The 18664-nt window shown below is 65.7% G+C and carries 17 protein-coding genes, 1 tRNA gene and 1 pseudogene; 10 read left to right on the top strand and 9 right to left on the bottom strand.

Annotation, left to right across the window (positions count from 1 at the left end; genetic code table 11):
- Positions 1-54 precede the first annotated feature (54 nt).
- The 3 genes from rpmA to hspQ all read right to left on the bottom strand — a co-directional run bounded on the left by rpmA (position 55) and on the right by hspQ (position 1164).
- Positions 55-324 carry a 50S ribosomal protein L27 gene (gene rpmA / locus D9601_RS13570; protein WP_198354592.1) on the bottom strand — a complete coding sequence of 90 codons (270 nt, stop codon included), beginning with the start codon at positions 322-324 and terminating at the stop codon, positions 55-57.
- Between the two features lie 30 nt (positions 325-354).
- The gene (rplU, locus tag D9601_RS13575) at positions 355-651 is read right to left on the bottom strand and encodes a 50S ribosomal protein L21 (protein WP_198354593.1); all 297 of its coding nucleotides are present in this window, start codon (positions 649-651) and stop codon (positions 355-357) included.
- A 132-nt stretch (positions 652-783) separates the two neighbouring features.
- On the bottom strand, positions 784-1164 hold the full coding sequence (gene hspQ / locus D9601_RS13580; protein ID WP_198354594.1) for a heat shock protein HspQ: 381 nt from the start codon (positions 1162-1164) through the stop codon (positions 784-786).
- 131 nt (positions 1165-1295) lie between these two features.
- On the opposite strand from hspQ, the gene D9601_RS13585 reads away from it, so the two are divergent.
- Positions 1296-1385, top strand: a tRNA-Ser gene (locus D9601_RS13585).
- Positions 1386-1501: 116 nt separating this feature from the next.
- On the opposite strand, the pseudogene D9601_RS13590 reads toward D9601_RS13585, so the two are convergent.
- The 3 genes and pseudogenes from D9601_RS13590 to D9601_RS13600 form a co-directional block, all read right to left on the bottom strand.
- Positions 1502-1666: pseudogene (locus D9601_RS13590) on the bottom strand (aldo/keto reductase); the annotation flags it as partial.
- Between the two features lie 69 nt (positions 1667-1735).
- A complete protein-coding gene (locus D9601_RS13595; RefSeq protein WP_198354595.1) occupies positions 1736-2035 on the bottom strand; it encodes a putative quinol monooxygenase in 300 nt (99 codons plus the stop codon).
- Positions 2028-3059 (bottom strand): zinc-binding alcohol dehydrogenase family protein, encoded by a 1032-nt coding sequence (locus tag D9601_RS13600; protein WP_198354596.1) that lies wholly within the window; start codon positions 3057-3059, stop codon positions 2028-2030. The genes D9601_RS13595 and D9601_RS13600 overlap by 8 nt, the downstream gene beginning before the upstream one ends.
- Positions 3060-3159: 100 nt before the next feature.
- Here D9601_RS13600 and D9601_RS13605 point away from each other — a divergent pair, with 100 nt between their 5' ends.
- Both D9601_RS13605 and D9601_RS13610 read left to right on the top strand, forming a co-directional pair.
- Positions 3160-3507, top strand: coding sequence for a winged helix-turn-helix transcriptional regulator (locus D9601_RS13605; RefSeq protein WP_198354597.1), 348 nt, complete (start codon positions 3160-3162; stop codon positions 3505-3507).
- A gap of 521 nt (positions 3508-4028) precedes the next feature.
- Positions 4029-5015 (top strand): LysR family transcriptional regulator, encoded by a 987-nt coding sequence (locus tag D9601_RS13610; protein ID WP_332838001.1) that lies wholly within the window; start codon positions 4029-4031, stop codon positions 5013-5015.
- Here D9601_RS13610 and D9601_RS13615 read toward each other — a convergent pair.
- Positions 4986-6194: a cation:dicarboxylate symporter family transporter gene (locus D9601_RS13615; protein ID WP_198354598.1), complete on the bottom strand. Its 1209-nt coding sequence runs from the start codon at positions 6192-6194 to the stop codon at positions 4986-4988. The genes D9601_RS13610 and D9601_RS13615 overlap by 30 nt on opposite strands.
- A 188-nt stretch (positions 6195-6382) precedes the next feature.
- Between D9601_RS13615 and D9601_RS13620 the strand changes: the two genes are divergently transcribed.
- The 4 genes from D9601_RS13620 (at position 6383) to D9601_RS13635 (ending at position 10359) form a co-directional block, all read left to right on the top strand.
- A complete protein-coding gene (locus D9601_RS13620; protein WP_198354599.1) occupies positions 6383-7240 on the top strand; it encodes a substrate-binding domain-containing protein in 858 nt (285 codons plus the stop codon).
- Positions 7237-8556, top strand: coding sequence for an MFS transporter (locus D9601_RS13625; protein ID WP_232474203.1), 1320 nt, complete (start codon positions 7237-7239; stop codon positions 8554-8556). The genes D9601_RS13620 and D9601_RS13625 overlap by 4 nt, the downstream gene beginning before the upstream one ends.
- Positions 8557-8668: 112 nt before the next feature.
- Entirely contained in the window at positions 8669-10138 is a 1470-nt protein-coding gene (locus D9601_RS13630; RefSeq protein WP_198354600.1) for an OprO/OprP family phosphate-selective porin, read from the top strand.
- A 47-nt stretch (positions 10139-10185) separates the two neighbouring features.
- The gene (locus D9601_RS13635; RefSeq protein WP_198354601.1) at positions 10186-10359 is read left to right on the top strand and encodes a hypothetical protein; all 174 of its coding nucleotides are present in this window, start codon (positions 10186-10188) and stop codon (positions 10357-10359) included.
- 185 nt (positions 10360-10544) lie between these two features.
- Here the strand turns inward: D9601_RS13635 and D9601_RS13640 are convergent, their stop codons facing one another.
- The gene (locus tag D9601_RS13640) at positions 10545-11429 is read right to left on the bottom strand and encodes a LysR substrate-binding domain-containing protein (RefSeq protein WP_198354602.1); all 885 of its coding nucleotides are present in this window, start codon (positions 11427-11429) and stop codon (positions 10545-10547) included.
- A 185-nt stretch (positions 11430-11614) separates the two neighbouring features.
- Between D9601_RS13640 and D9601_RS13645 the strand changes: the two genes are divergently transcribed.
- The 3 genes from D9601_RS13645 (at position 11615) to D9601_RS13655 (ending at position 17428) form a co-directional block, all read left to right on the top strand.
- Complete coding sequence (locus D9601_RS13645) at positions 11615-14818, top strand: efflux RND transporter permease subunit (protein WP_198354603.1); 3204 nt, start codon at positions 11615-11617, stop codon at positions 14816-14818.
- Positions 14811-15977, top strand: a complete 1167-nt coding sequence (locus D9601_RS13650) for an efflux RND transporter periplasmic adaptor subunit (RefSeq protein WP_198354604.1) — start codon at positions 14811-14813, stop codon at positions 15975-15977. The genes D9601_RS13645 and D9601_RS13650 overlap by 8 nt, the downstream gene beginning before the upstream one ends.
- A 77-nt stretch (positions 15978-16054) precedes the next feature.
- Positions 16055-17428, top strand: a complete 1374-nt coding sequence (locus D9601_RS13655) for an efflux transporter outer membrane subunit (protein ID WP_198354605.1) — start codon at positions 16055-16057, stop codon at positions 17426-17428.
- A gap of 206 nt (positions 17429-17634) precedes the next feature.
- Here the strand turns inward: D9601_RS13655 and D9601_RS13660 are convergent, their stop codons facing one another.
- Entirely contained in the window at positions 17635-18534 is a 900-nt protein-coding gene (locus tag D9601_RS13660) for a hypothetical protein (protein ID WP_198354606.1), read from the bottom strand.
- Positions 18535-18664: the final 130 nt, after the last annotated feature.

The following is an 18664-nucleotide window of genomic DNA, read 5'->3' on the forward strand; positions in this document are numbered from 1 at the left end:
CCTGGGCGGTGCGACCGGGTCACCCTGGTGGGCAACCCGGTTGGTCGCCCGATGTTATTCAGCCGCCTCGGCCATAATCTCGACCGAGCAGAATTTGCGGCCGAGCTTGCCCTCGTGGAACGCCACGCGGCCGTCGACGAGCGCAAAAAGGGTGTGGTCCTTGCCCATGCCGACGTTGCGGCCCGGGTAGAACTTCGTGCCGCGCTGGCGGACGAGGATGTTGCCGGCGATCGCTTCCTGACCACCGAACTTCTTCACGCCAAGGCGACGGCCGGCCGAATCACGACCGTTGCGCGACGAACCGCCTGCTTTCTTATGTGCCATGCTGCTCTACTCCTGGTTCGCGCGTACGGATCAGCCGACCGACACGATCTTGAGGATCGTGTGGTTCTGGCGATGACCGTTGCGGCGGCGATAATTGTGACGACGGCGCTTCTTGAAGACGATGACCTTCTCGCCCTTCGCCTGTGCGATGATCTCGGCGGCGACGGTCAGGCCCTCGACGCTCTTCAGCTCCGAGCCTTCGCCCGCGAGCAGGACGTCACCCAGCGTGATCGACGCGCCGGCTTCGCCGTCCAGCTTTTCGACGACGATCTTGTCTCCGGCGGCGACGCGATACTGCTTGCCGCCCGTGCGCACGATAGCGAACATGGCTCTTGTCACTTCCCAATAAACATATGACCGCGCGAAGGCATGCCTTCGGCGGGATGAAGCGCGGCAGCTAAGGAAGAATGGCGGCGCTGTCAACCGCCGACGGTGGCGAAATCGGCGCCGTCGAAAGACTCAGTGCCGGTGCTCGCGGCGCAGCGCGTAGCGGCCGTCGACATAGTCCGAGAACAGCCCGGCGATGGCGGGGTGGTCGATCGGCTCGTCGCTGTCGTCGGGCACCAGGTTCTGCTGGCTGACGTAGGCGGTGTAGCTCGATTCGATATTCTCGGCGAGCAGATGGTAGAAGGGCTGGTCCTTGCGCGGTCGCGCGTCCTCTGGAATCGCCTCATACCATTCCTCGGTGTTAGCGAAGACCGGGTCGACGTCGAAGATGACGCCGCGGAAATCGAACAGGCGATGGCGGACCACGTCGCCGATCGAGAAGCGCGCATGCGCGATCGGCGGGGCAGTAATCTCGGCCGGGGTGGCAGGCAGGACGCTGTCGTGGCGGGGCATGACGCACAATTTAATGTCCTTTGCGCGTCGCACAAGCGCGCGGAGCGCTTGCCACGTCCCGACGAACCCGTTAGAGGCGCGCCCTCGACCCGCCCAGGGGGTGTCTAGGGACGCCCGCCGAGCATCCTCGCGGAGAGGTGGCAGAGTGGTCGAATGCACCGCACTCGAAATGCGGCGTGCCGGCAACGGTACCGTGGGTTCGAATCCCACCCTCTCCGCCACACAGTCCTGCTAGATCTAGCGTCTATCAGAGTCTGCCCCCAGAAGCGCGGGCGTCTGCGCCTTTGCCCAGGCGCCTCGGTACCGAGAGAGCGGCGAGATTACGGTACTTTCCGGAAAAGAAGTTGATCCCGGCCTCCACCGCCTGACGCAGCAACGGACGGCTCGCCCCTTCGCCCAGCGTCCAGCCATGGTTGCCGCGATCCGGAATACCATAGGTCATGCAGCCGAGGCAAAGTCGCGACACGTCAAGGCCAGTGTGGCCGAGCTTAATATAGTCCATGGATGATCTCGCTTATCCGTTCGAGAGCAACAACGAGTGGGTGCCCGTTCGCCGCAAGTGGCGAACAGATCATCCGATTCGGCGGAGTCGTTCGACGGCTGGCGGCTCGGCGAGCAACGCGTCGAAGCGGGCGGCGAGGCGGGTGAGGGCAGGGGCGCGGCCATGGGCATCGCGGGCGGCCTGGTCCGCCCAGCTCTCCACCATTACGACCACGCCGGGCGTGTCGCGGCTCTCATGCGCGTCATAGAGCAGGCAGCCCGACTCCGCGCGCACTTCTTCCAGCATCTCGAGTAACGCGGTGGCCAGTTCCTCGGCCTTGCCGGGCCGCGGCACAAGGCGGGCGACGACGTGGACGATCCGGTCAGTCATGCCGGGGCTCCCATCCTTCCAGAACGATCTTGCCGCGGGTGGTGGCGCTTTCGATGCAACGATGCGCTTCGGTCAGCGTGGCAGCGCTGATCGGCGACAGCGTCTCTGTGGCCGTGGTGCGAATGCGGCCAGCATCGACCAGTTCGGCGACCGTGTCGAGCAACCGGCCCTGCTCGGCCATATCGGGCGTGCCGAACAGCGAGCGGGTGAACATCAGTTCCCAATGGACCGATACGGCCTTGCGCTTGAAGCCGACGATGTCGAGGCTGGCGGGATCGTCGATCAGCGCGAAGCGGCCCTGCGGCGCGATCAGCTCGGCGATATCGGCCAGATGGCGATCCGTATGGGTGGTCGAGAAGACGAAGGCGGGGGCTCCGAAGCCCAGCGCGGCGATCTGCGGCGTCATTGGCTGCGAATGGTCGAGGACATGATGCGCGCCGAGGTTGCGGACCCAGCCTTGCGTCTCAGCCCGCGAGGCGGTGGCGATTACGGTCAGGTCGGTCCGGGCACGGGCGATCTGAATCGCGGCCGAGCCGACGCCGCCCGCGCCGCCAATGATCAGGATGGCGCGGGCACCGCCGGCCGGCTGGTCGGCGACCTTCAATCGGTCGAACAGCGTCTCCCAGGCGGTGATCGTGGTCAGCGGCAGCGCAGCCGCTTCGGCGACGCTGATGCTGCGCGGGCGATGGCCGACGATCTGCTCGTCGACCAACTGGTACTCGGCATTGCTGCCGTCACGCATGAGGTCGCCCGCATAGAAGACCTCGTCGCCGACTTGGAAGCGGCTCACCTCCTCCCCGACCGCCTCGACGACACCCGCGGCATCCCAGCCCAGGATACGTTCGGTGCGCCCATCGAACGGCGAGGCACCCAAGCGTACCTTGGCATCGACCGGGTTCACGGACACGGCCTGTACCTTGACAAGGATGTCGCGCCCGGTCGGCATGGGCTTCGGCAGTTCGACGTCGACAAGGGCGTCGGGTCGGTCGATCGGGCCGGGCTGGCGATAGGCAATGGCGCGCATGGGTCTTGCTCCGTCTGATGGCCTGGATGACATAGGAACAGTGTCGCTTTCTGTCGTACGCACAAAAAACGCTCATAGTATCGAAAAGGATACCGCGCCGATGGCCAAGGCCCGTCACTCCCGCCTGGATTGCACGCCGGGCTGCGCGGTGGAGGCGGCGGTGAGCCTAATTGACGGCAAGTGGAAGGCGGTGATTCTCTTTCATCTGCAGGATGGGCCGACCCGCTTCAACGAATTGCGTCGCCGCGCTGGGGAGGTGACGCCGCGCATGTTGACCAACCAGCTTCGCGAGCTTGAGGCGGATGGCTTGATCGAGCGTGAGGTCTTCGCGCAGGTGCCGCCTCGTGTGGAGTACAGGCTGTCGGAGCGAGGACGCTCGCTGTCTCCGATCATCGCCGCGTTGAAAGCTTGGGGGGACGCGAACATGGACCTGTTCGCCCGGCGTTGACGACGAATAGCTAAGAGGGATCGCGACCGATCTGCCGGACAATGCCGTTCAGGGCAGCGGTGCAACCCTGCGCGCGGCCGATGTCGTGGTCGGTGCCGGCCGAGTTCCAGAACATGTTGAGCGGCCACCGCTCCGAACAATGCGCGATCAGGCAGCATAGCGCGAGCCGCGCCTAGATAGTGTCCAGTTTTCCCTTCCCGCCCAGGCAGCGGCCGCGCGCAGTAAATGGAGCGACAGGTCGATGATGATCCGTTGGTGGCGCGACATGGCGGATCAATGGAAGTCGCGCGACTTGATCCGCACCATCTGCTCAGCGTCCATGCCATTGGCGTGGGGCGGCCAACAGCTGTCGCGCCGACCCGGCCGCCACCCGGCGTCGCTGCGGACGGACAGTGTATCATCGAGCCTAGTGGCTGAATATCGGCCATTCACTGGATGAACGAAGGGTGGCAAATGGGACGAGGCAGAGCGACCTCAGACGTCTGGTTCTGGGTCGTTGCGGATAGCTAGACTGGAAGCGAGTGCGTGAGGTTCGCCGTCGGTGGAGCTGGAGACAGGTTGAAGACGGCTTTGCAACCGATGGCTTTTCACGCAACAGAAAGACCATGGTTCCGCTAAATTGTGAGATCACGGACTTACGAGCCGTCATTGCCGTAGCGGATGCGAAAAGCTTCCAGCGTGCCGCCGATCAGCTCAACCTTTCGCAGCCAGCGCTCAGCCGCAGAATGCAGAAATTGGAAGCTTCCATCGGGACTGCGTTGCTCGAACGCACGACCCGCAATGTGCGCCTGACTCCGGCGGGAGAGGAGATCGTCCCGCTGTTGCGCCGCTTGCTGGAGGAGCTCGACACATCGCTGCTTGGCATGCTGGCGCTTGGCGAGCGGCAGGCCGGGCGTCTGACGATCGCCAGCATTCCAAGTGCGATGGTCAGGTTCCTTCCGGAGGTGCTTGAGCGCTTCGGCCAGGAGTTCCGCAACGTGCGGGTGCGGGTGCTCGACCTGTCGGCGACTGAATGCGCCGAGGCGGTGCGGACCGGCGAAGCGGAATTCGGTATCACCCTTCCCGTCACGTCCGACGGTGATCTGGCGTTCGAGCCGCTCATCGATGATCCCTATGGCTTGGTCTGCCGCCAAGACGATCCCTTGGCGGCGTTGGCGGATCCCAGCTGGTCCGATCTTGTCGGACGCCGGCTGGTGACGGTGCATATGGGCAGCGGCAACCGCACCGCACTAGAGGCGGGACTGGCGCGAGCGGGTGTCGAGCTCCGATGGTTCTACGAGGTGACGAGACTCACCTCGGCCCTTGCACTGGTGCAAGCAGGGCTTGGGCCATCGGTGCTGCCACGGCTCGCCTGTCAAGGACCAGACGCTCGCGACCTGGTGTGGCGCCCCCTACGGGGGGGCGAGGTGGTGCGGACGATCGGCGTCCTGCGGCGTGCCTCCGCGCCTCTGTCGGTAGCGGCGTCTCGACTAATGACCTTACTTGCCGCGGCCTGGGTCGGCCGATAGCTGCCCGCCGCTCCACCGGGTGACGAGCAGCGTGGCTGCAACGTTGGCTGTGCCGCTGGTCAGTGCACGGATTTCGGAGAGAAAGCGGTCGACCGCGATCAGCATCGCGGCGGACCCGACCGGTACGTCGGGCAGCAGCGACAAGGTCAGCAGCAGAGCCGAGAAGCCGCTGCCCGTCACCCCCGCCGCGGCCTTCGAGGTGACCAACATCACACCGAGGTAGACGACGATCCGTTCCGGCGAGAGCGCGACGCCGAGCGCTTCGCCTAGGAACAACGTCGCGACGATGAGATACGCTGCGGTCCCTGCGAGGTTCAACGAATAGCCGAGCGGTACGGTCAGCCCAACGATGCTTCGCGGGCAGCCAAGCCGCTCCAGCTTCTCGATCAGGCGCGGCAGCACGACCTCGGTCGAGGAGGTGCCGAGAACGATCAGGATCTCGTCTCGGAAGGTACGGAGCAGTGTCCGGCCCGTAAGCCCGGTTGCTGCCCGGACGGCGAGTACGAGGGCGACAATCAGCATGCCGCAAGCCACAGCCAAAGTCGCCAGCAACAGGCCAAGCGAGCCGATGAAGCCGATGCCATAGGTCCCGACCGTATAGGCGATCGCACCGAAGGCACCCACGGGGGCAGCGCGGATCAGAAAGCCAAAGATCACGAACTGGAGCCGGGTCAATGCTTCGATCCCACGCACGATAGGCGCGCCCGCATCGCCGATGCGTAGCAGGCCAAAGCCGACCAACCCCGCAACAAACAGCACCGGCAGGACGTCACCTGCGGTAAAGGCCGAGAAGAACGTGTCCGGCACCATTCGGACCAGGAAGTCACCCGGCCCGGTGATATGCCGCCCCGCGAGCTGTTTCTGCAACTCCACCGCCGCCTCGGCATCGACGGGGAGGGGGAGCCCGCGTCCCGGCTGCATCAGCATCGTCACACCCAGACCGATGCCTAGCGCGGCGATGGTGATGCCGAGGAAGACGACCATGCTGCGCAGCAGCGTCGCACCAGTGTCCCCGGCGGCGCCGTTGCGGACGATGCCCTCGACGATGGTGCAGAATAGGACGGGCGGCACCATCATCCGCATCGCCTTGATGAAGGCGATACCCAAGGCCCCGAGGTCCTGGGCTAACGCAGGCGTCAGACAGCCGATCGCGGTCCCCGCGACGATTGCAACCAGCATCTGGACATATAGGTGGCGGATCAACCGCAGCTCCACTCTCCAAATCATGCGTCCCGCGCATTAAGCATACCGATCATTGCATTTGTCAAATCGATGCGTGTCGGTGCTTATTGGCGTGCAAGGCGTGACGGCTCAAGCCTCTGCCAGATCGAGAACCCGCGCCAAGCGGGGCGTAAGAGAGGTTCCTGATGGAAGAGCAACCCTTCAACTTAGAAGCAGTCGGGCCTCGACGGCGGACTTTGCGTGGCATCGTCGGCGCGGCACTGCTGCTGGGCCTGACCTCGTTCGCAGGTCCATTGCTCGCGCGGGATGTCACGCCCGCCAAAGTGCGTGAGCTCCACGTTGTTACTTCAGGCGGCTTTACCACCGCATTCGAAGCGCTGGCGAAGCAGTATGAACGCGATACCGGCGTCCATGTCGTCACCGAGCATGGACCGTCGATGGGAGACACGCCGCAGGCGATCCCCGCCCGGCTGGCGCGGCATGAGGATGCCGACATCGCCATCCTTGCACGTAGCGGTCTGGACAAACTGGCGGCGGCCGGAACCGTCAACGGCGCCACAGTGACAGATCTTGGTCTGTCCAGGATCGCCGTTGCGGTCAAAGCAGGGGCGCCGGTTCCGGACATCAGCACGCCGGACGCAGTCCGAGACACGCTGATCCACGCCAGGTCCGTCGCCTGGTCGGACAGTGCATCGGGCGTCTACATCCAGTCGACGATGCTCGATCGTCTCGGCATCGCGGATCAGGTCCGTCCCAAGGGCCGCATGATCCCCGCTACGCCGGTCGGCAAGATCGTTGCGGAGGGACAGGCGGAAATTGGTTTTCAACAGCTGAGCGAGTTGAAGCCGGTGAAGGGCATCCGCATCGTCGGCCTACTCCCCGAAACGCTGCAGAAGGTCACGGCCTTCTCCGCCGGCGTTGTCGCCTATTCTCCGCGTCAGGCGGATGCCCGCAGGCTGATCGCCTACCTCGCATCCCCGGAAGCCTATCCGATCATCCGCGACAGCGGATTGGAGCCCGCTTCGCAAAAGGCCAAGCCATGACCCAAGCCACTCTCTCGGCTGCGGCAACAGCTGCGCCCGTGTCGGCCGAGCGCCGCAAGTCCGCCTTCAAGTCGATCTTCATCGTTGCCAGCGGCAACTTCCTGGAGATGTTCGACTTTATGGTGTTCGGCTATTACGCCACGTACATCTCCAAGGCGTTCTTTCCGACCGGCAGCGAATTCGCCTCGCTCATGCTGACGTTGATGACCTTCGGCGCGGGCTTTCTGATGCGCCCGATCGGCGCATTGGTGCTGGGCGCCTACATCGACAAGCACGGGCGGCGGCAGGGTCTGCTGCTGACGCTCGGCCTGATGGCGCTCGGCACCCTCGCGATCGCGATCACGCCCACCTATGCCCAGATCGGCGTCGCCGCTCCGATCATCATCCTGATCGGTAGATTGGTCCAGGGCCTCTCGGCAGGCGTCGAGGTTGGCGGCGTCTCCGTTTACCTCAACGAAATCGCACCACCGAACCGCAAAGGCTTCTTCTGCTCGTGGCAGTCGGCCAGCCAGCAGGCGGCGGTCGTCTTCGCCGCACTCATCGGCCTGATCGTGTCAACCAGCCTGGACCCCGTCACGATGCAAGCCTGGGGCTGGCGCATCCCCTTCATCATCGGCTGCGTGATGATCCCGTTCCTCTTCGTCATCCGCCGCCACATGGAGGAAACAGAGGTCTTCCTGAAGCGCAAGGTGCATCCGCAGCTCTCGCAGATCATCCGCACCATCGGCGGCAATTGGGGCATCGTCCTTCAAGGCGCGCTGATGGCGGTGATGACCACCGTCTTCTTCTACATGATCACCGCCTACACTCCGACCTTCGGCAACAAGGTCCTGTCGCTGACCCCGGGATCCGCGTTGTTCGTTACCGCCTGCGTCGGCTTGACCAACTTCGTGTTGCTGCCGGTCATGGGCGCGCTGTCCGACCGGATCGGGCGTCAACCGCTGCTGATCACCGCGACCCTGCTGGGCGCGATCCTTGCCTACCCGCTGATGAGCTGGCTGGTCGCCGCGCCAAGTTTCAGTCGGCTACTGACGGTCGAGCTTCTGCTCGCCGCCATCTACGCCACCTACAACGGTGCCTTCATCGTCTACCTGACCGAGGTCATCCCACCTCACGTGCGCACCGTCGGCTTCAGCCTGGCCTACAGTCTGGCGACTGCGATCTTCGGCGGGTTCACGCCTGCGATCAGCACCGCGCTGATCGGGGCGACCGGAGACAAGGCCATCCCGGGCGCCTGGTGCGCTGGGGCGGCGCTGTTGTCGCTGCTCGCTCTGATCGTCGGATCGCGTCTCACCACCGAGCGCGAAACGCACTGATCCTGTCACCCGCTGCGTATCAAGACGCGGCGGGCAGCCAAGTCGGTGATGCGCTGGCCAAGAGAGCCGGTGCCCACGCCCGGAGAGGATGTCAGCAATGTATCGAGGAGCCATGTTCGTCATGGGCCTGTGTGCCGCCGTGCCCGCCTCCGCTCAGTCGAGGGAGGATGACGTGGCCCGGCTAACCCGTCTGATCGAGCAGCAGCAGACGCAGATTGCGCGGCTCGAGGCGAGGTTGGCAGCGGTCGAGGAAGAGAAGGTGGCCTCCACGCCGGTCATTCGGCCAGAAGCCGGCCATTTGCACCCCGTATCGCCGCGGCTCGCCGATCAGGCCACCCCGCCGCGCTCACCCCTGCCGCTAGGTCAGGCGTTGCCGTCCGACGCGCACCCGCCGTCGCTCGACGGGCGGCTGGCGCAGATCGAGAAGACGCAGAAGGAAGGTGGGCATGTCGACTGGTCGAAGGGGACGCCGGAGTTTGCGAGCGCCGATGGCAATTTCTCGTTCCGGCCGCGTGGACGCGTCCTGATCGACCTTGGCACCACGACGGGTAGCAAGGTCTCCAGTCGCAATATCACCGCGACGCAGGCGCGGTCGCTGCGCTTCGGGTTCGAAGGGACGGCGGGCCAGCACCTTTCCTACGTCCTGGAAGGCGACTTCGCGGACAACGACGTTACTATCAAGTCCGCCTATCTCGCATGGACGACCAGGATCATGGGACGGCAGGCTGAATTCGCCTTGGGCAATCGGTTGAACGATCGAGGACTGGACGGGTCGAGCGGCACCATCTCGGTGCCATTTCTCGAGCGCAACTTCGTAGCGCAGGGGATCGTTCCTGTGCGCGGCTTCTTCGGCTTGGGTGCCGCAGCGCGCGTCTACGGCGAGCGGTGGCATGTCGGCGTGCAGATATCAGGCGACGACATCAACAATCCCGGGACGGCGAGCGACAGCGTGACGATTGCGGGACGCGCCCACTGGAACCCGGTCAAGACGGACGAGTGGCTTCTCCACGTGGGCGTCTGGGGCTTCCACGAAGATCTGGCGAGCGACGTCACTCGGCCGACCCGCGCCATCGCAGTGGGCGGGTTCCTCAACGACAATCTTCGCATTTCGCCCGGCACGTTCGCCAACCCGCAGTCGGGAGATGGCTATGGCCTTGAACTGGGTGCGTTCCACAGATCACTTTGGGCCTACGGGGAATATGGCGCGAGAACGCTGCGCAATGCGACGGGCTCGACAGATCAGAACGCCTGGGCTCTGCAAGGCGGTTGGTTCCTAACCGGCGAGTCGCCACCGTACTTGAGCCGCGGCGGGGTGTGGAGCCGTCCCCGCGTGCTCAATCCCGTTACCACCGGCGGCAGTGGGGCGATCGAACTGGCCGCACGATACGAGGCGATCGACTACAGCAGCAACCCGACGGCCGGGCGCGGCACCGCGGCCACCTTGGGCGTAAACTGGTACCTCAACAACTTCGTGCGCCTGCAGATGAACCTAGTCGATTGGACCGTCTCCAATCCTGCGACCGTGGCGATCGGCAACGATCGAGGGCAGACCGTGGTCGGACGAGCGCAGATCGCCTTTTGATGGCGAACCGGAAGCCGATGCGATGGAGACAACGCGACCTCGCCTCGATGGACGCAGACGTCCGCGATGGCCTGACGCCGGCGGTGGGTACGGTCTTGCGTGCCGACGAAGCCACGACCAGCGGCCTGACCGGCCACAACTACCGCGTCATCGAGCTGGTCGCCGCCTCCGCCCTGTTTACGCAGCAGGGTGCTGTCAAATGTAACGCACCAATGATTTGAGTCGTTTGGCTAACGCTTCCTTCAAAGGGCTAGGGGCCTGGTGGCTGCGCTGTCAGTATAGTGAACTGCTCGGCTCGTTCCGGGAATGACGCCGTTTGCCTGCCGTTGGGCAGGCAAAGGGGGCGGAAAACCGCCCTTTGGAACCTCGCGTGCAGTTGTTTTGACAGTACCACCGTGCGCGATGATCAATTCGTATTTACGATCGCCGCGAAGGCGGTCGCGGTCGGGAGGCAGGAAATCGCGTGAACTAGCCACACCGAACTCGCCATCCCTTCGTCAACCAGTTCTGTGTAGACCAAGCTGGCAGACTGCAGTGCACACAATGACTTAGCCACGACGGCTATGCCCACACCGGCGGCGACCAGCCCGAGAAGGGTGGAAACCTCGCTAACCGACTGTGCGACATTCGGTTCGAGGCCGCCCGCGCGGATGAGCGCGAAGAGCTCTTCGGTAAAGCCACCCCCGCGATCGTTTCCGTAGACGACGAGCGGGTGGGCGGCCGCATCCGCCAACCTCAGGTCTGGTCGCCCGGCGAGAGGGTTGTCCGGGTTCGTCGCGACCATCAGACGCTCCTCGAGGATGCGCGTCGCGGTCAGTTCCGCGGGTAGCCCAGGCGGCGTGGCGCTACGCAGAAAGCCGACGTCCAGTTCGCCCGCTGCTATCGCCTCGATCTGCGCGTGTCCGACGACCTCGGAAAGCGCGAGCTGTACCTCGGGGAAGAGACGGCGGTAGGCGTTTATAGCCAAGGCGACCTTTGGAATGAACGGCGCCGAAGCATTGAACCCCACTCGCAGCCCGCCCAGCTCCCCACGGGCGGCGGCTCGCGCTAGGGCGACTCCTCGCTCGGCCTCCGCCAGTGCACGCTTCGCGGCATCGAGAAATACGGAACCCGCCGGGGTCAGTGTTACGCGCCTGCTCGTCCGCTCGAGCAGGCGCACCCCTATGTCCTCCTCAAGCTGACGGATTTGCAGGCTCAGCGGCGGCTGCGAGATACCGAGCCTGGCGGCGGCACGGGCGAAATGCAGGTCTTCAGCGACCTGGACGAAATAGCGCAGGTGGCGCAGCTCCATGATTGATATCCTCTAGATATCAATCGTGGCGGAAACAATATTAGACAAAGCAGAAACGCGCGATCATTTGCTGCGCCGCGGCATGGTCTCGTGCTGCCGCCCGTCACCGGTCCTCCGTCGCCGCGCACTAGGCTGGCACGCGTCGCCGCTCGCCGGTACGGGCGCCATCAAGGGAAGCTGTGGCCATGATCGGCATCGTACGCATTGCGCTCGCACGGCCGCTGACGTTCATCGTGATGGCGATCCTGATTGCCATCGTCGGGGTGCTGGCGGCGATCCGGACCCCCGTCGACATCTTCCCCGACATCAAGGTCCCGGTAATCGCCACGGCCTGGCAGTATTCCGGCCTCTCGCCCGACGAGATGTCCGGTCGGATCATCACGCCGTTCGAGCGCGTGCTGACCACCACCGTCAACGACATCGATCACATCGAGAGCCAGTCGCTGCCGGGCATCGGCGTCGTGAAGATCTACTTCCAGCCGGGTGCGGACATCCGCACCGCCACCGCGCAGGTGACTTCGGTGTCGCAGACGGTGCTGAAGCAGCTGCCGCCAGGGATCACCCCTCCGCTGGTGCTCAACTACAGCGCATCGACGGTGCCGATTGTCCAGCTGGCGCTGTCAGGGAAAGGACTGTCCGAGGGGCAAATGTTCGATCTCGCCGTCAATCAGGTCCGACCGGGGCTGGTGACCGTGCCGGGCGCTGCCATTCCCTATCCTTCGGGCGGGCGCCAGCGCCAGATCCAGATCGATCTCGATCCCGACGCCCTGCAGTCCAAGGGGCTGTCCGCGCAGGACGTCGGCAACGCGATCGCGGCGCAAAACCAGATCAACCCGGCGGGCTTCGCGAAGATCGGTGGCTTCCAGTACAGCGTCCGCCTGAACAACGCGCCGGGATCCGTCGAGGAGCTGAACAGCATCCCCGTGAAGGTCGTGAACGGCGCCACGATCTACATGCGCGACGTCGCGCACGTCCGTGACGGCTCGGCCCCGCAGACCAACGTCGTCCACGTCGACGGCGCCCGCTCCGTGATCATGACCGTGCTCAAGAACGGTGCGACCTCCACCCTGGCGATCGTGCAGGGGATCAAGGACGCGCTGCCCAAGATCCAGGAGACCCTGCCGAGCGCGCTGAAGATCGTGCCGATCGGCGACCAGTCGCTGTTCGTGCGCGCCGCGGTGGAGGGCGTGGTCAAGGAAGGTGCCATCGCTGCGGCGCTGACCAGCCTGATGATCCTGCTGTTCCTCGGCTCGTGGCGCTCCACCGTAATTATCGCGATCTCGATCCCGCTTGCGATCCTGTCCGCGATCATCGGGTTGGCGGTGACGGGCAACACGCTCAACACGATGACGCTCGGCGGCCTCAGCCTCGCAGTCGGCATCCTGGTCGACGATGCCACCGTGACGATCGAGAACATCAACTGGCACCTGGAACAGGGCAAGCCAGTGCATCGGGCGATCCTGGACGGCGCTGCGCAGATCGTGACGCCGGCGTTCGTCTCGCTGCTGTGCATCTGCATCGTGTTCGTGCCGATGTTCTTCCTGCCGGGCGTGGCCGGCTTCCTGTTCGTGCCGCTGGCACTTGCGGTGGTGTTCGCCATGATCGCCTCGTTCGTCCTGTCGCGCACGCTGGTGCCGACCATGGCGATGTACCTGCTGAAGCCGCACGGCTCGGGCGACGACCACGACCAGCACAGCGCCGGCACGTCCGCCTCACGGAACCCGCTCGTGCGGTTCCAGCGCGGCTTCGAGATGCGTTTCGAGGCGATTCGCGCGAGCTACGGTGGCATGCTCGAGCGCGTGCTGGCGGCGCCCCGGGGCTTCGTGATCGGCTTTCTGGCCGTGGTGCTCCTGTCGTTCGGTCTGGTGCCCTTCCTGGGGCAGAACTTCTTCCCTGCGGTCGATGCCGGGCAGATCGCGATGCACGTGCGTGCGCCCGTCGGCAGCCGGATCGAGCAGACTTCGGCCGAGTTCGATCGCATCCAGCGCCGAGTCCGCCAGATCATCCCAGCCGGCGAGCTGGTCTCTATCGTCGACAACATCGGCTTGCCGGTCAGCTCGATCAACACGACCTACAACAACTCCGGTACCGTAGGTCCGCAGGACGGCGACGTGCTGATCCAGTTGTCGAAGGACCACGCTCCGACGGCGGACTACGTCCGCAAGCTGCGCGAGCAGCTGCCCCGCGACTTCCCCGGCGCCACATTCTCCTTCCTGCCGGCCGACATCACCAGCCAGATCCTGAACTTCGGCGCGCCGGCACCGATCGACATCCAGATCGCTGGCAAGAACGCCGCCGGCAACGCCGCCTATGCGCAGCGGATCATGCGGCGCATCGCACGGATCCCGGGCCTCGCCGACGCACGCATCCAACAGTCGGCGCGCTACCCGCAGCTCGACGTCGCGGTCGACCGCAGCCGGATCGGCCAGTACGGGCTGACGGAGCGCGACGTGACCACGAGCTTGGCAAGCTCGCTTGCGGGCACTGCGCAGACGGCGCCGGTCTACTTCCTCAACCCCGAGAACGGCGTGTCCTATCCGGTTGTGGCGCAGGCGCCCGAGTATCGCGTCGGCTCGATGGGCGACCTGTCGAGCATTCCGGTGACCGGCACGAACGGCCGCTCGCAGGTGCTCGGCGGGCTCGGCACGATCGTGCGCGCGAACGCGCCCGCCGTGGTGTCGCACTACAACATCGCTCCGGTGATCGACATCTACGCCACCCCGGCCGGCCGGGACCTCGGCGCGGTGGCGGGCGACATCCGCAAGGTCCTGGAGGACCTCAAGGGGCAGGCGCCCAAGGGTGCGACCGTCGCGCTGCGCGGCCAGTATGCCACGATGAACAGCGCCTTCTCGGGTCTCGGCTACGGCCTGCTTGGCGCGATCGTGCTGATCTACCTGCTGATCGTCGTGAACTTCCAGAGCTGGCTAGATCCGTTCGTGATCATCACCGCTCTGCCGGGAGCGCTTGCGGGCATCGTCTGGATGCTATTCGTCTCCGGCACGACGCTGTCGGTGCCGGCGCTCACAGGTGCCATCATGTGCATGGGCGTTGCCACCGCCAACGCGATCCTTGTGGTGAGCTTCGCCCGCGAGCGCCTCGCGGACCTCGGTGACGCCACCGCCGCCGCGCTGGAAGCCGGCATGACCCGCTTCCGCCCGGTCCTCATGACCGCCCTGGCGATGATCATCGGCATGCTGCCGATGGCGCTCGGTCTTGGTGAAGGCGGCGAGCAGAACGCTCCCCTCGGACGCGCTGTGATTGGCGGACTGATGGTCGCGACCTTCGCAACGCTGATGTTCGTCCCCGTCATCTTCAGCCTCGTCCACCGCCGTCGCGGCTCGACCGCTCCGGCACGGGAGGCTGGCAACCTGGAGCAAGCTCATGTCTGAGGCGTCGTTCGGGACGTCCCCCAAGCCACCGTCGCGCTCGCTGCGCACCGTTGGCATCGCGGCGGCCGTGGTTGCGGTCGGCGTCGTCGGAGTCGGCATCGCTGCGCGCTCGCACACGGAAGGCAGGCTCGCCGCCTGGACCGAAGCGCAGTCGACTCCGACCGTCGCGGTGATACACGCCAAGCGGGCCGCAGCGACTGCGGCGCTGACCCTGCCGGCCAACCTGCAGGCGATCAACAGCGCGCCGATATTCGCGCGGACAAGCGGCTACGTGCGGAAGTGGTATGTCGACATCGGCGATCCCGTCCGCGCCGGTCAGACGCTTGCGGTGCTGGATGCACCCGAGGTCGACCAGCAGCTCGTCGCCGCCCGCGCCGACCTCGAGACCGCCCGCGCGAACCAGCAGCTCGCCGCCTCGACCGCTGCGCGTTGGCGCAACATGCTCGCGAAGGATGCAGTTTCGAAGCAGGAGACGGACGAGAAAGTCGGTGACCTTGCCGCGAAGACCGCCGTGACCAACGCCGCCCGCGCCAACGTCTCCCGGCTGACGTACACGCAGGGCTTTACACGATTAATCGCGCCGTTCGCCGGCATCGTCACGAGCCGCTCCACCGACATCGGCGCACTCGTGACCGCCGGGACGGCGGCATCCACACCTCTGTTCACCGTCTCGGACGTGAGACGAATACGCGCCTACATCCGCGTGCCGCAGAGTTACTCGGCGCAGGTGCGTCCGGGGATGCACGTGACCCTCACGCTGCCGGAATATCCCGGCCGCACGTTCGACGCTACGCTGACCCGCACAGCAGGCGCCGTGGAGCAGTCCTCGGGCACGGTGCTGGTCCAGGTCGAGGCGTCCAATATGGATCGCGCGCTGAAACCGGGGGCGTACGCGCAGGCGAGCTTCCCGGTCGCCGGCACGAGCGGTGCCGTCGCGCTGCCCGCCAGCGCCCTCATCGTCGGTGAGAGCGGCACGCAGGTCGCCATCGCCGGGACGGACGGAAAGGCCCACCTCCGCACCATCCGTATCGGTCAGGACCATGGCGCGACCGTCGAGGTCAGTTCTGGCGTCACCCCGCGCGACCACGTGATCGACAATCCGCCGGACTCCCTTGCCGACGGCGACGGGGTCGTGGTGCAGAAGGCCTCGTCGCGGTGAGGTCGTCTCCTTCGACGCCGGCTTCGGGCGCTGCAGATCCGAAGTGGCGCAGGGCATCGCTGTTCGCGGTATCGACGATGCTGTTCGCGACCGGCGCCTGCTCCGCCGCGCCCGACTACGTCCGCCCCACCGCCGCGTCTCCGGCCACCTACAAGGAGGTTGCCGGCTGGCAAGCCGCCGGCACCAAGGTGCCACCCACCGGCAGGTGGTGGGAGGCGTTCGCGGATCCTGTCCTGTCGAGCCTCGAAGATCGGGTCAGCGTGGGCAACCAGGATCTCGCCGCGGCGGTAGCGCGCTATGATCAGGCGCGCGCGATCGCGCGCGAGGCACGCGCGGACCTCGTCCCTCAGGTTGGGCTCTCGGCCGACGTCAGTCGTGATCGCGTCTCTTCCGGGCGCCCTCTCGCGCTCGGCAGCGCCGCACCCTACACGGTCGGAACGGTCGGGGCGTCGCTTGCCTACGAACTCGATCTGTTCGGCCGCGTTCGCAGTTCGGTCCGCGCAAGCCGCGCGGATGCCGATGCGAGCAGGGCCGACATCGCCGTGGTGACGCTCGGACTGCAGGCGCAGCTGGCCGGCATCTACTTCGACATGCGTGGGCTCGACGCGCGCATCGTGCTCCTGCGTCAGACCGTGGAGGCGAACCTGCGCGCCTACCGGCTCACAGACACGCGGCACGAGGGCGGCATCGCATCGGGCATCGACGTCAGCCGCGCCCAAAACCAACTTTCGAGCGCCCGGGCAGAACTTTCAGCCGTTGCCGCCGCTAGGCAGCGGGACGAGCACGCCGTCGCGGTGCTGATCGGCGAAGCGCCCGCCGAATTCGCGCTGGCCGTCGAGGACCGCCAGCTGACGCCTCCGCCGATCGCGGCAGGTCTTCCATCGACGCTGCTCGAGCGCCGACCGGACATCGCCGCGGCCGAGCGCCGCGTCGCGGCGGCTAACGCACGCATCGGCGTGGCCCGCGCTGCCCTCTTTCCCACTCTGACGCTGGGCGCGACGGGTGGGTTCGAGGCGGCTCGCGGCTCGCTGCTAAGCGCTGCCAACGGCTTCTGGGCGCTAGGTCCTCTATCCGCTGCGCTGTCGGTCTTCGACGGCGGCCGCCGGCGTGCCGGCGTGCAGCAAGCGCGCGCCGAATACGACGAGGCCGCCGCGTCGTATCGCCAGACCGTACTGACCGCCTTCCGCGAGGTGGAAGATGCGCTTGCGAGTCAGCGGCTGCTTGCCGCGCAGGAGCGTGACCAGCGGGCCGCCGCCGAGGCGGCGGAGCGCACGCGCGAGCTGGCGCTTGTCCGCTACCGTGATGGTGCAGCGGACTATCTTGAGGTCGTGACCGCACAGACCGCAGCTTTGGATGCCGAGCGCGCATTGCTGACGGTACGCAGTCAGCAGCTCCAGACCGCCACCGATCTCGTCCGTGCGCTCGGTGGCGGCGTCGACGTGCGATCCTGATCCGGCTCCGATGCTCGGAAGCGCCGCCTGCACCCTCCCGCGCCGCGGCAGGGGTCGCCAGATCGTTGGCCCAGTCGACCAAGCGGATCGAGTGCGTCGATTGCGCACGGCACTCGTTTCTGCGTCCGGCGCACCATGTGCACCGCGTCATGAGCGGACCTCGTGAGGAGCGACCGATTGAGCATGACCGCGATTAGATGGAAAACTCAGCGCTGCACGACGATCGGCATCGCTCCACCCAGGGAAGCGCGCCCGTTGATTCCAGTGAGGACGAGCTCCGGCGTCCGAGCTGCATCTGAAATCCGCACGTCGCCCCTGAGCTTGAACGCCGGCAAGGGCTTTGGACCGCTCACCCTTCCGTCGCGCGCTATGTCGTAGAGGCCGTCCATCGCGATCGCCGTCAGGGTGCCGTCCCCGGCTCGTGCGAGGCCGTAGAAGGCGACCGAGGAATACGAATCCTTGTCCGCCGCCATCGGCTTGACCTTAAAGCCCTGCTCCTCCCATGCGCGGGCGTACAGCCGGCGGGTACGACTACCGCACAATTCGGTCAGATTGCCCGATGGCAGGAAGTGCACCAATCCGACGGCAAGCACCACGCAGCCTGGTCTGCCAGGAGCAGGTGCGATGTCATGAATCGGGTCCTCCAGATCCGGCACCTCTTCGACGCGGCCGCTCACGAGGGTGATGCGCAGCAGCTTGCCTCCCCACTCGCCCGCGTTGGTGCCGACCAGCAATGCATCCGGTTCACGGTATACGACCGTCCGAATCGACCTCGCAGGCTTGTACCCGACCAAGGAGACGACGCCGCGTCGCTCATCGACGATCCTATGATTCGTCAGAAGCGTCACATCGTCGATCGTGCAGCCCGCACCCAGATATAGTTCTCCGGACAGAACGGGCGTCGGTGGACCTGCGTCCCAGCCGGCGCCCCTGCGGCGGAAGACCTGCCACCCCGCTTCAGTCCTTCCGACCAGCGCGACCGCGCCGCGCAGCCGGCATATCCCGGAAGCCGGAGCGGGAACGGCCACGGGGACTGGCGCCGGTGCCTCGTCGTCGAGGCGGAACACCTGACCGTTTTCACGAAGAAGCCAGACCGCATGCTTCATACGGACCGCCTGAAGCAGTTCATCTGGCGGTCTCGGCGATGCCGCCAGCAGCAAGGGCAGGACGAGAACTACATGCCATTTCATCGCGGCAGCCTCCACAGGACTATGCAGGGATTAGATGGACAGGTGA

The organism is Sphingomonas sp. MA1305 (assembly GCF_016107325.1).
Classification (GTDB): Bacteria; Pseudomonadota; Alphaproteobacteria; order Sphingomonadales; family Sphingomonadaceae; genus Sphingomonas.

Coding starts and splice junctions, on each gene's coding strand:
- rpmA (WP_198354592.1), bottom strand. CDS start 324: ATGGCACATAAGAAAGCAGGCGGTTCGTCGCGCAACGGTCGTGATTCG.
- rplU (WP_198354593.1), bottom strand. CDS start 651: ATGTTCGCTATCGTGCGCACGGGCGGCAAGCAGTATCGCGTCGCCGCC.
- hspQ (WP_198354594.1), bottom strand. CDS start 1,164: ATGCCCCGCCACGACAGCGTCCTGCCTGCCACCCCGGCCGAGATTACT.
- D9601_RS13595 (WP_198354595.1), bottom strand. CDS start 2,035: ATGACTGACCGGATCGTCCACGTCGTCGCCCGCCTTGTGCCGCGGCCC.
- D9601_RS13600 (WP_198354596.1), bottom strand. CDS start 3,059: ATGCGCGCCATTGCCTATCGCCAGCCCGGCCCGATCGACCGACCCGAC.
- D9601_RS13605 (WP_198354597.1), top strand. CDS start 3,160: ATGGCCAAGGCCCGTCACTCCCGCCTGGATTGCACGCCGGGCTGCGCG.
- D9601_RS13615 (WP_198354598.1), bottom strand. CDS start 6,194: ATGCTGGTTGCAATCGTCGCGGGGACCGCGATCGGCTGTCTGACGCCT.
- D9601_RS13620 (WP_198354599.1), top strand. CDS start 6,383: ATGGAAGAGCAACCCTTCAACTTAGAAGCAGTCGGGCCTCGACGGCGG.
- D9601_RS13625 (WP_232474203.1), top strand. CDS start 7,237: ATGACCCAAGCCACTCTCTCGGCTGCGGCAACAGCTGCGCCCGTGTCG.
- D9601_RS13630 (WP_198354600.1), top strand. CDS start 8,669: ATGTTCGTCATGGGCCTGTGTGCCGCCGTGCCCGCCTCCGCTCAGTCG.
- D9601_RS13635 (WP_198354601.1), top strand. CDS start 10,186: ATGGACGCAGACGTCCGCGATGGCCTGACGCCGGCGGTGGGTACGGTC.
- D9601_RS13640 (WP_198354602.1), bottom strand. CDS start 11,429: ATGGAGCTGCGCCACCTGCGCTATTTCGTCCAGGTCGCTGAAGACCTG.
- D9601_RS13645 (WP_198354603.1), top strand. CDS start 11,615: ATGATCGGCATCGTACGCATTGCGCTCGCACGGCCGCTGACGTTCATC.
- D9601_RS13650 (WP_198354604.1), top strand. CDS start 14,811: ATGTCTGAGGCGTCGTTCGGGACGTCCCCCAAGCCACCGTCGCGCTCG.
- D9601_RS13655 (WP_198354605.1), top strand. CDS start 16,055: ATGCTGTTCGCGACCGGCGCCTGCTCCGCCGCGCCCGACTACGTCCGC.
- D9601_RS13660 (WP_198354606.1), bottom strand. CDS start 18,534: ATGAAGCATGCGGTCTGGCTTCTTCGTGAAAACGGTCAGGTGTTCCGC.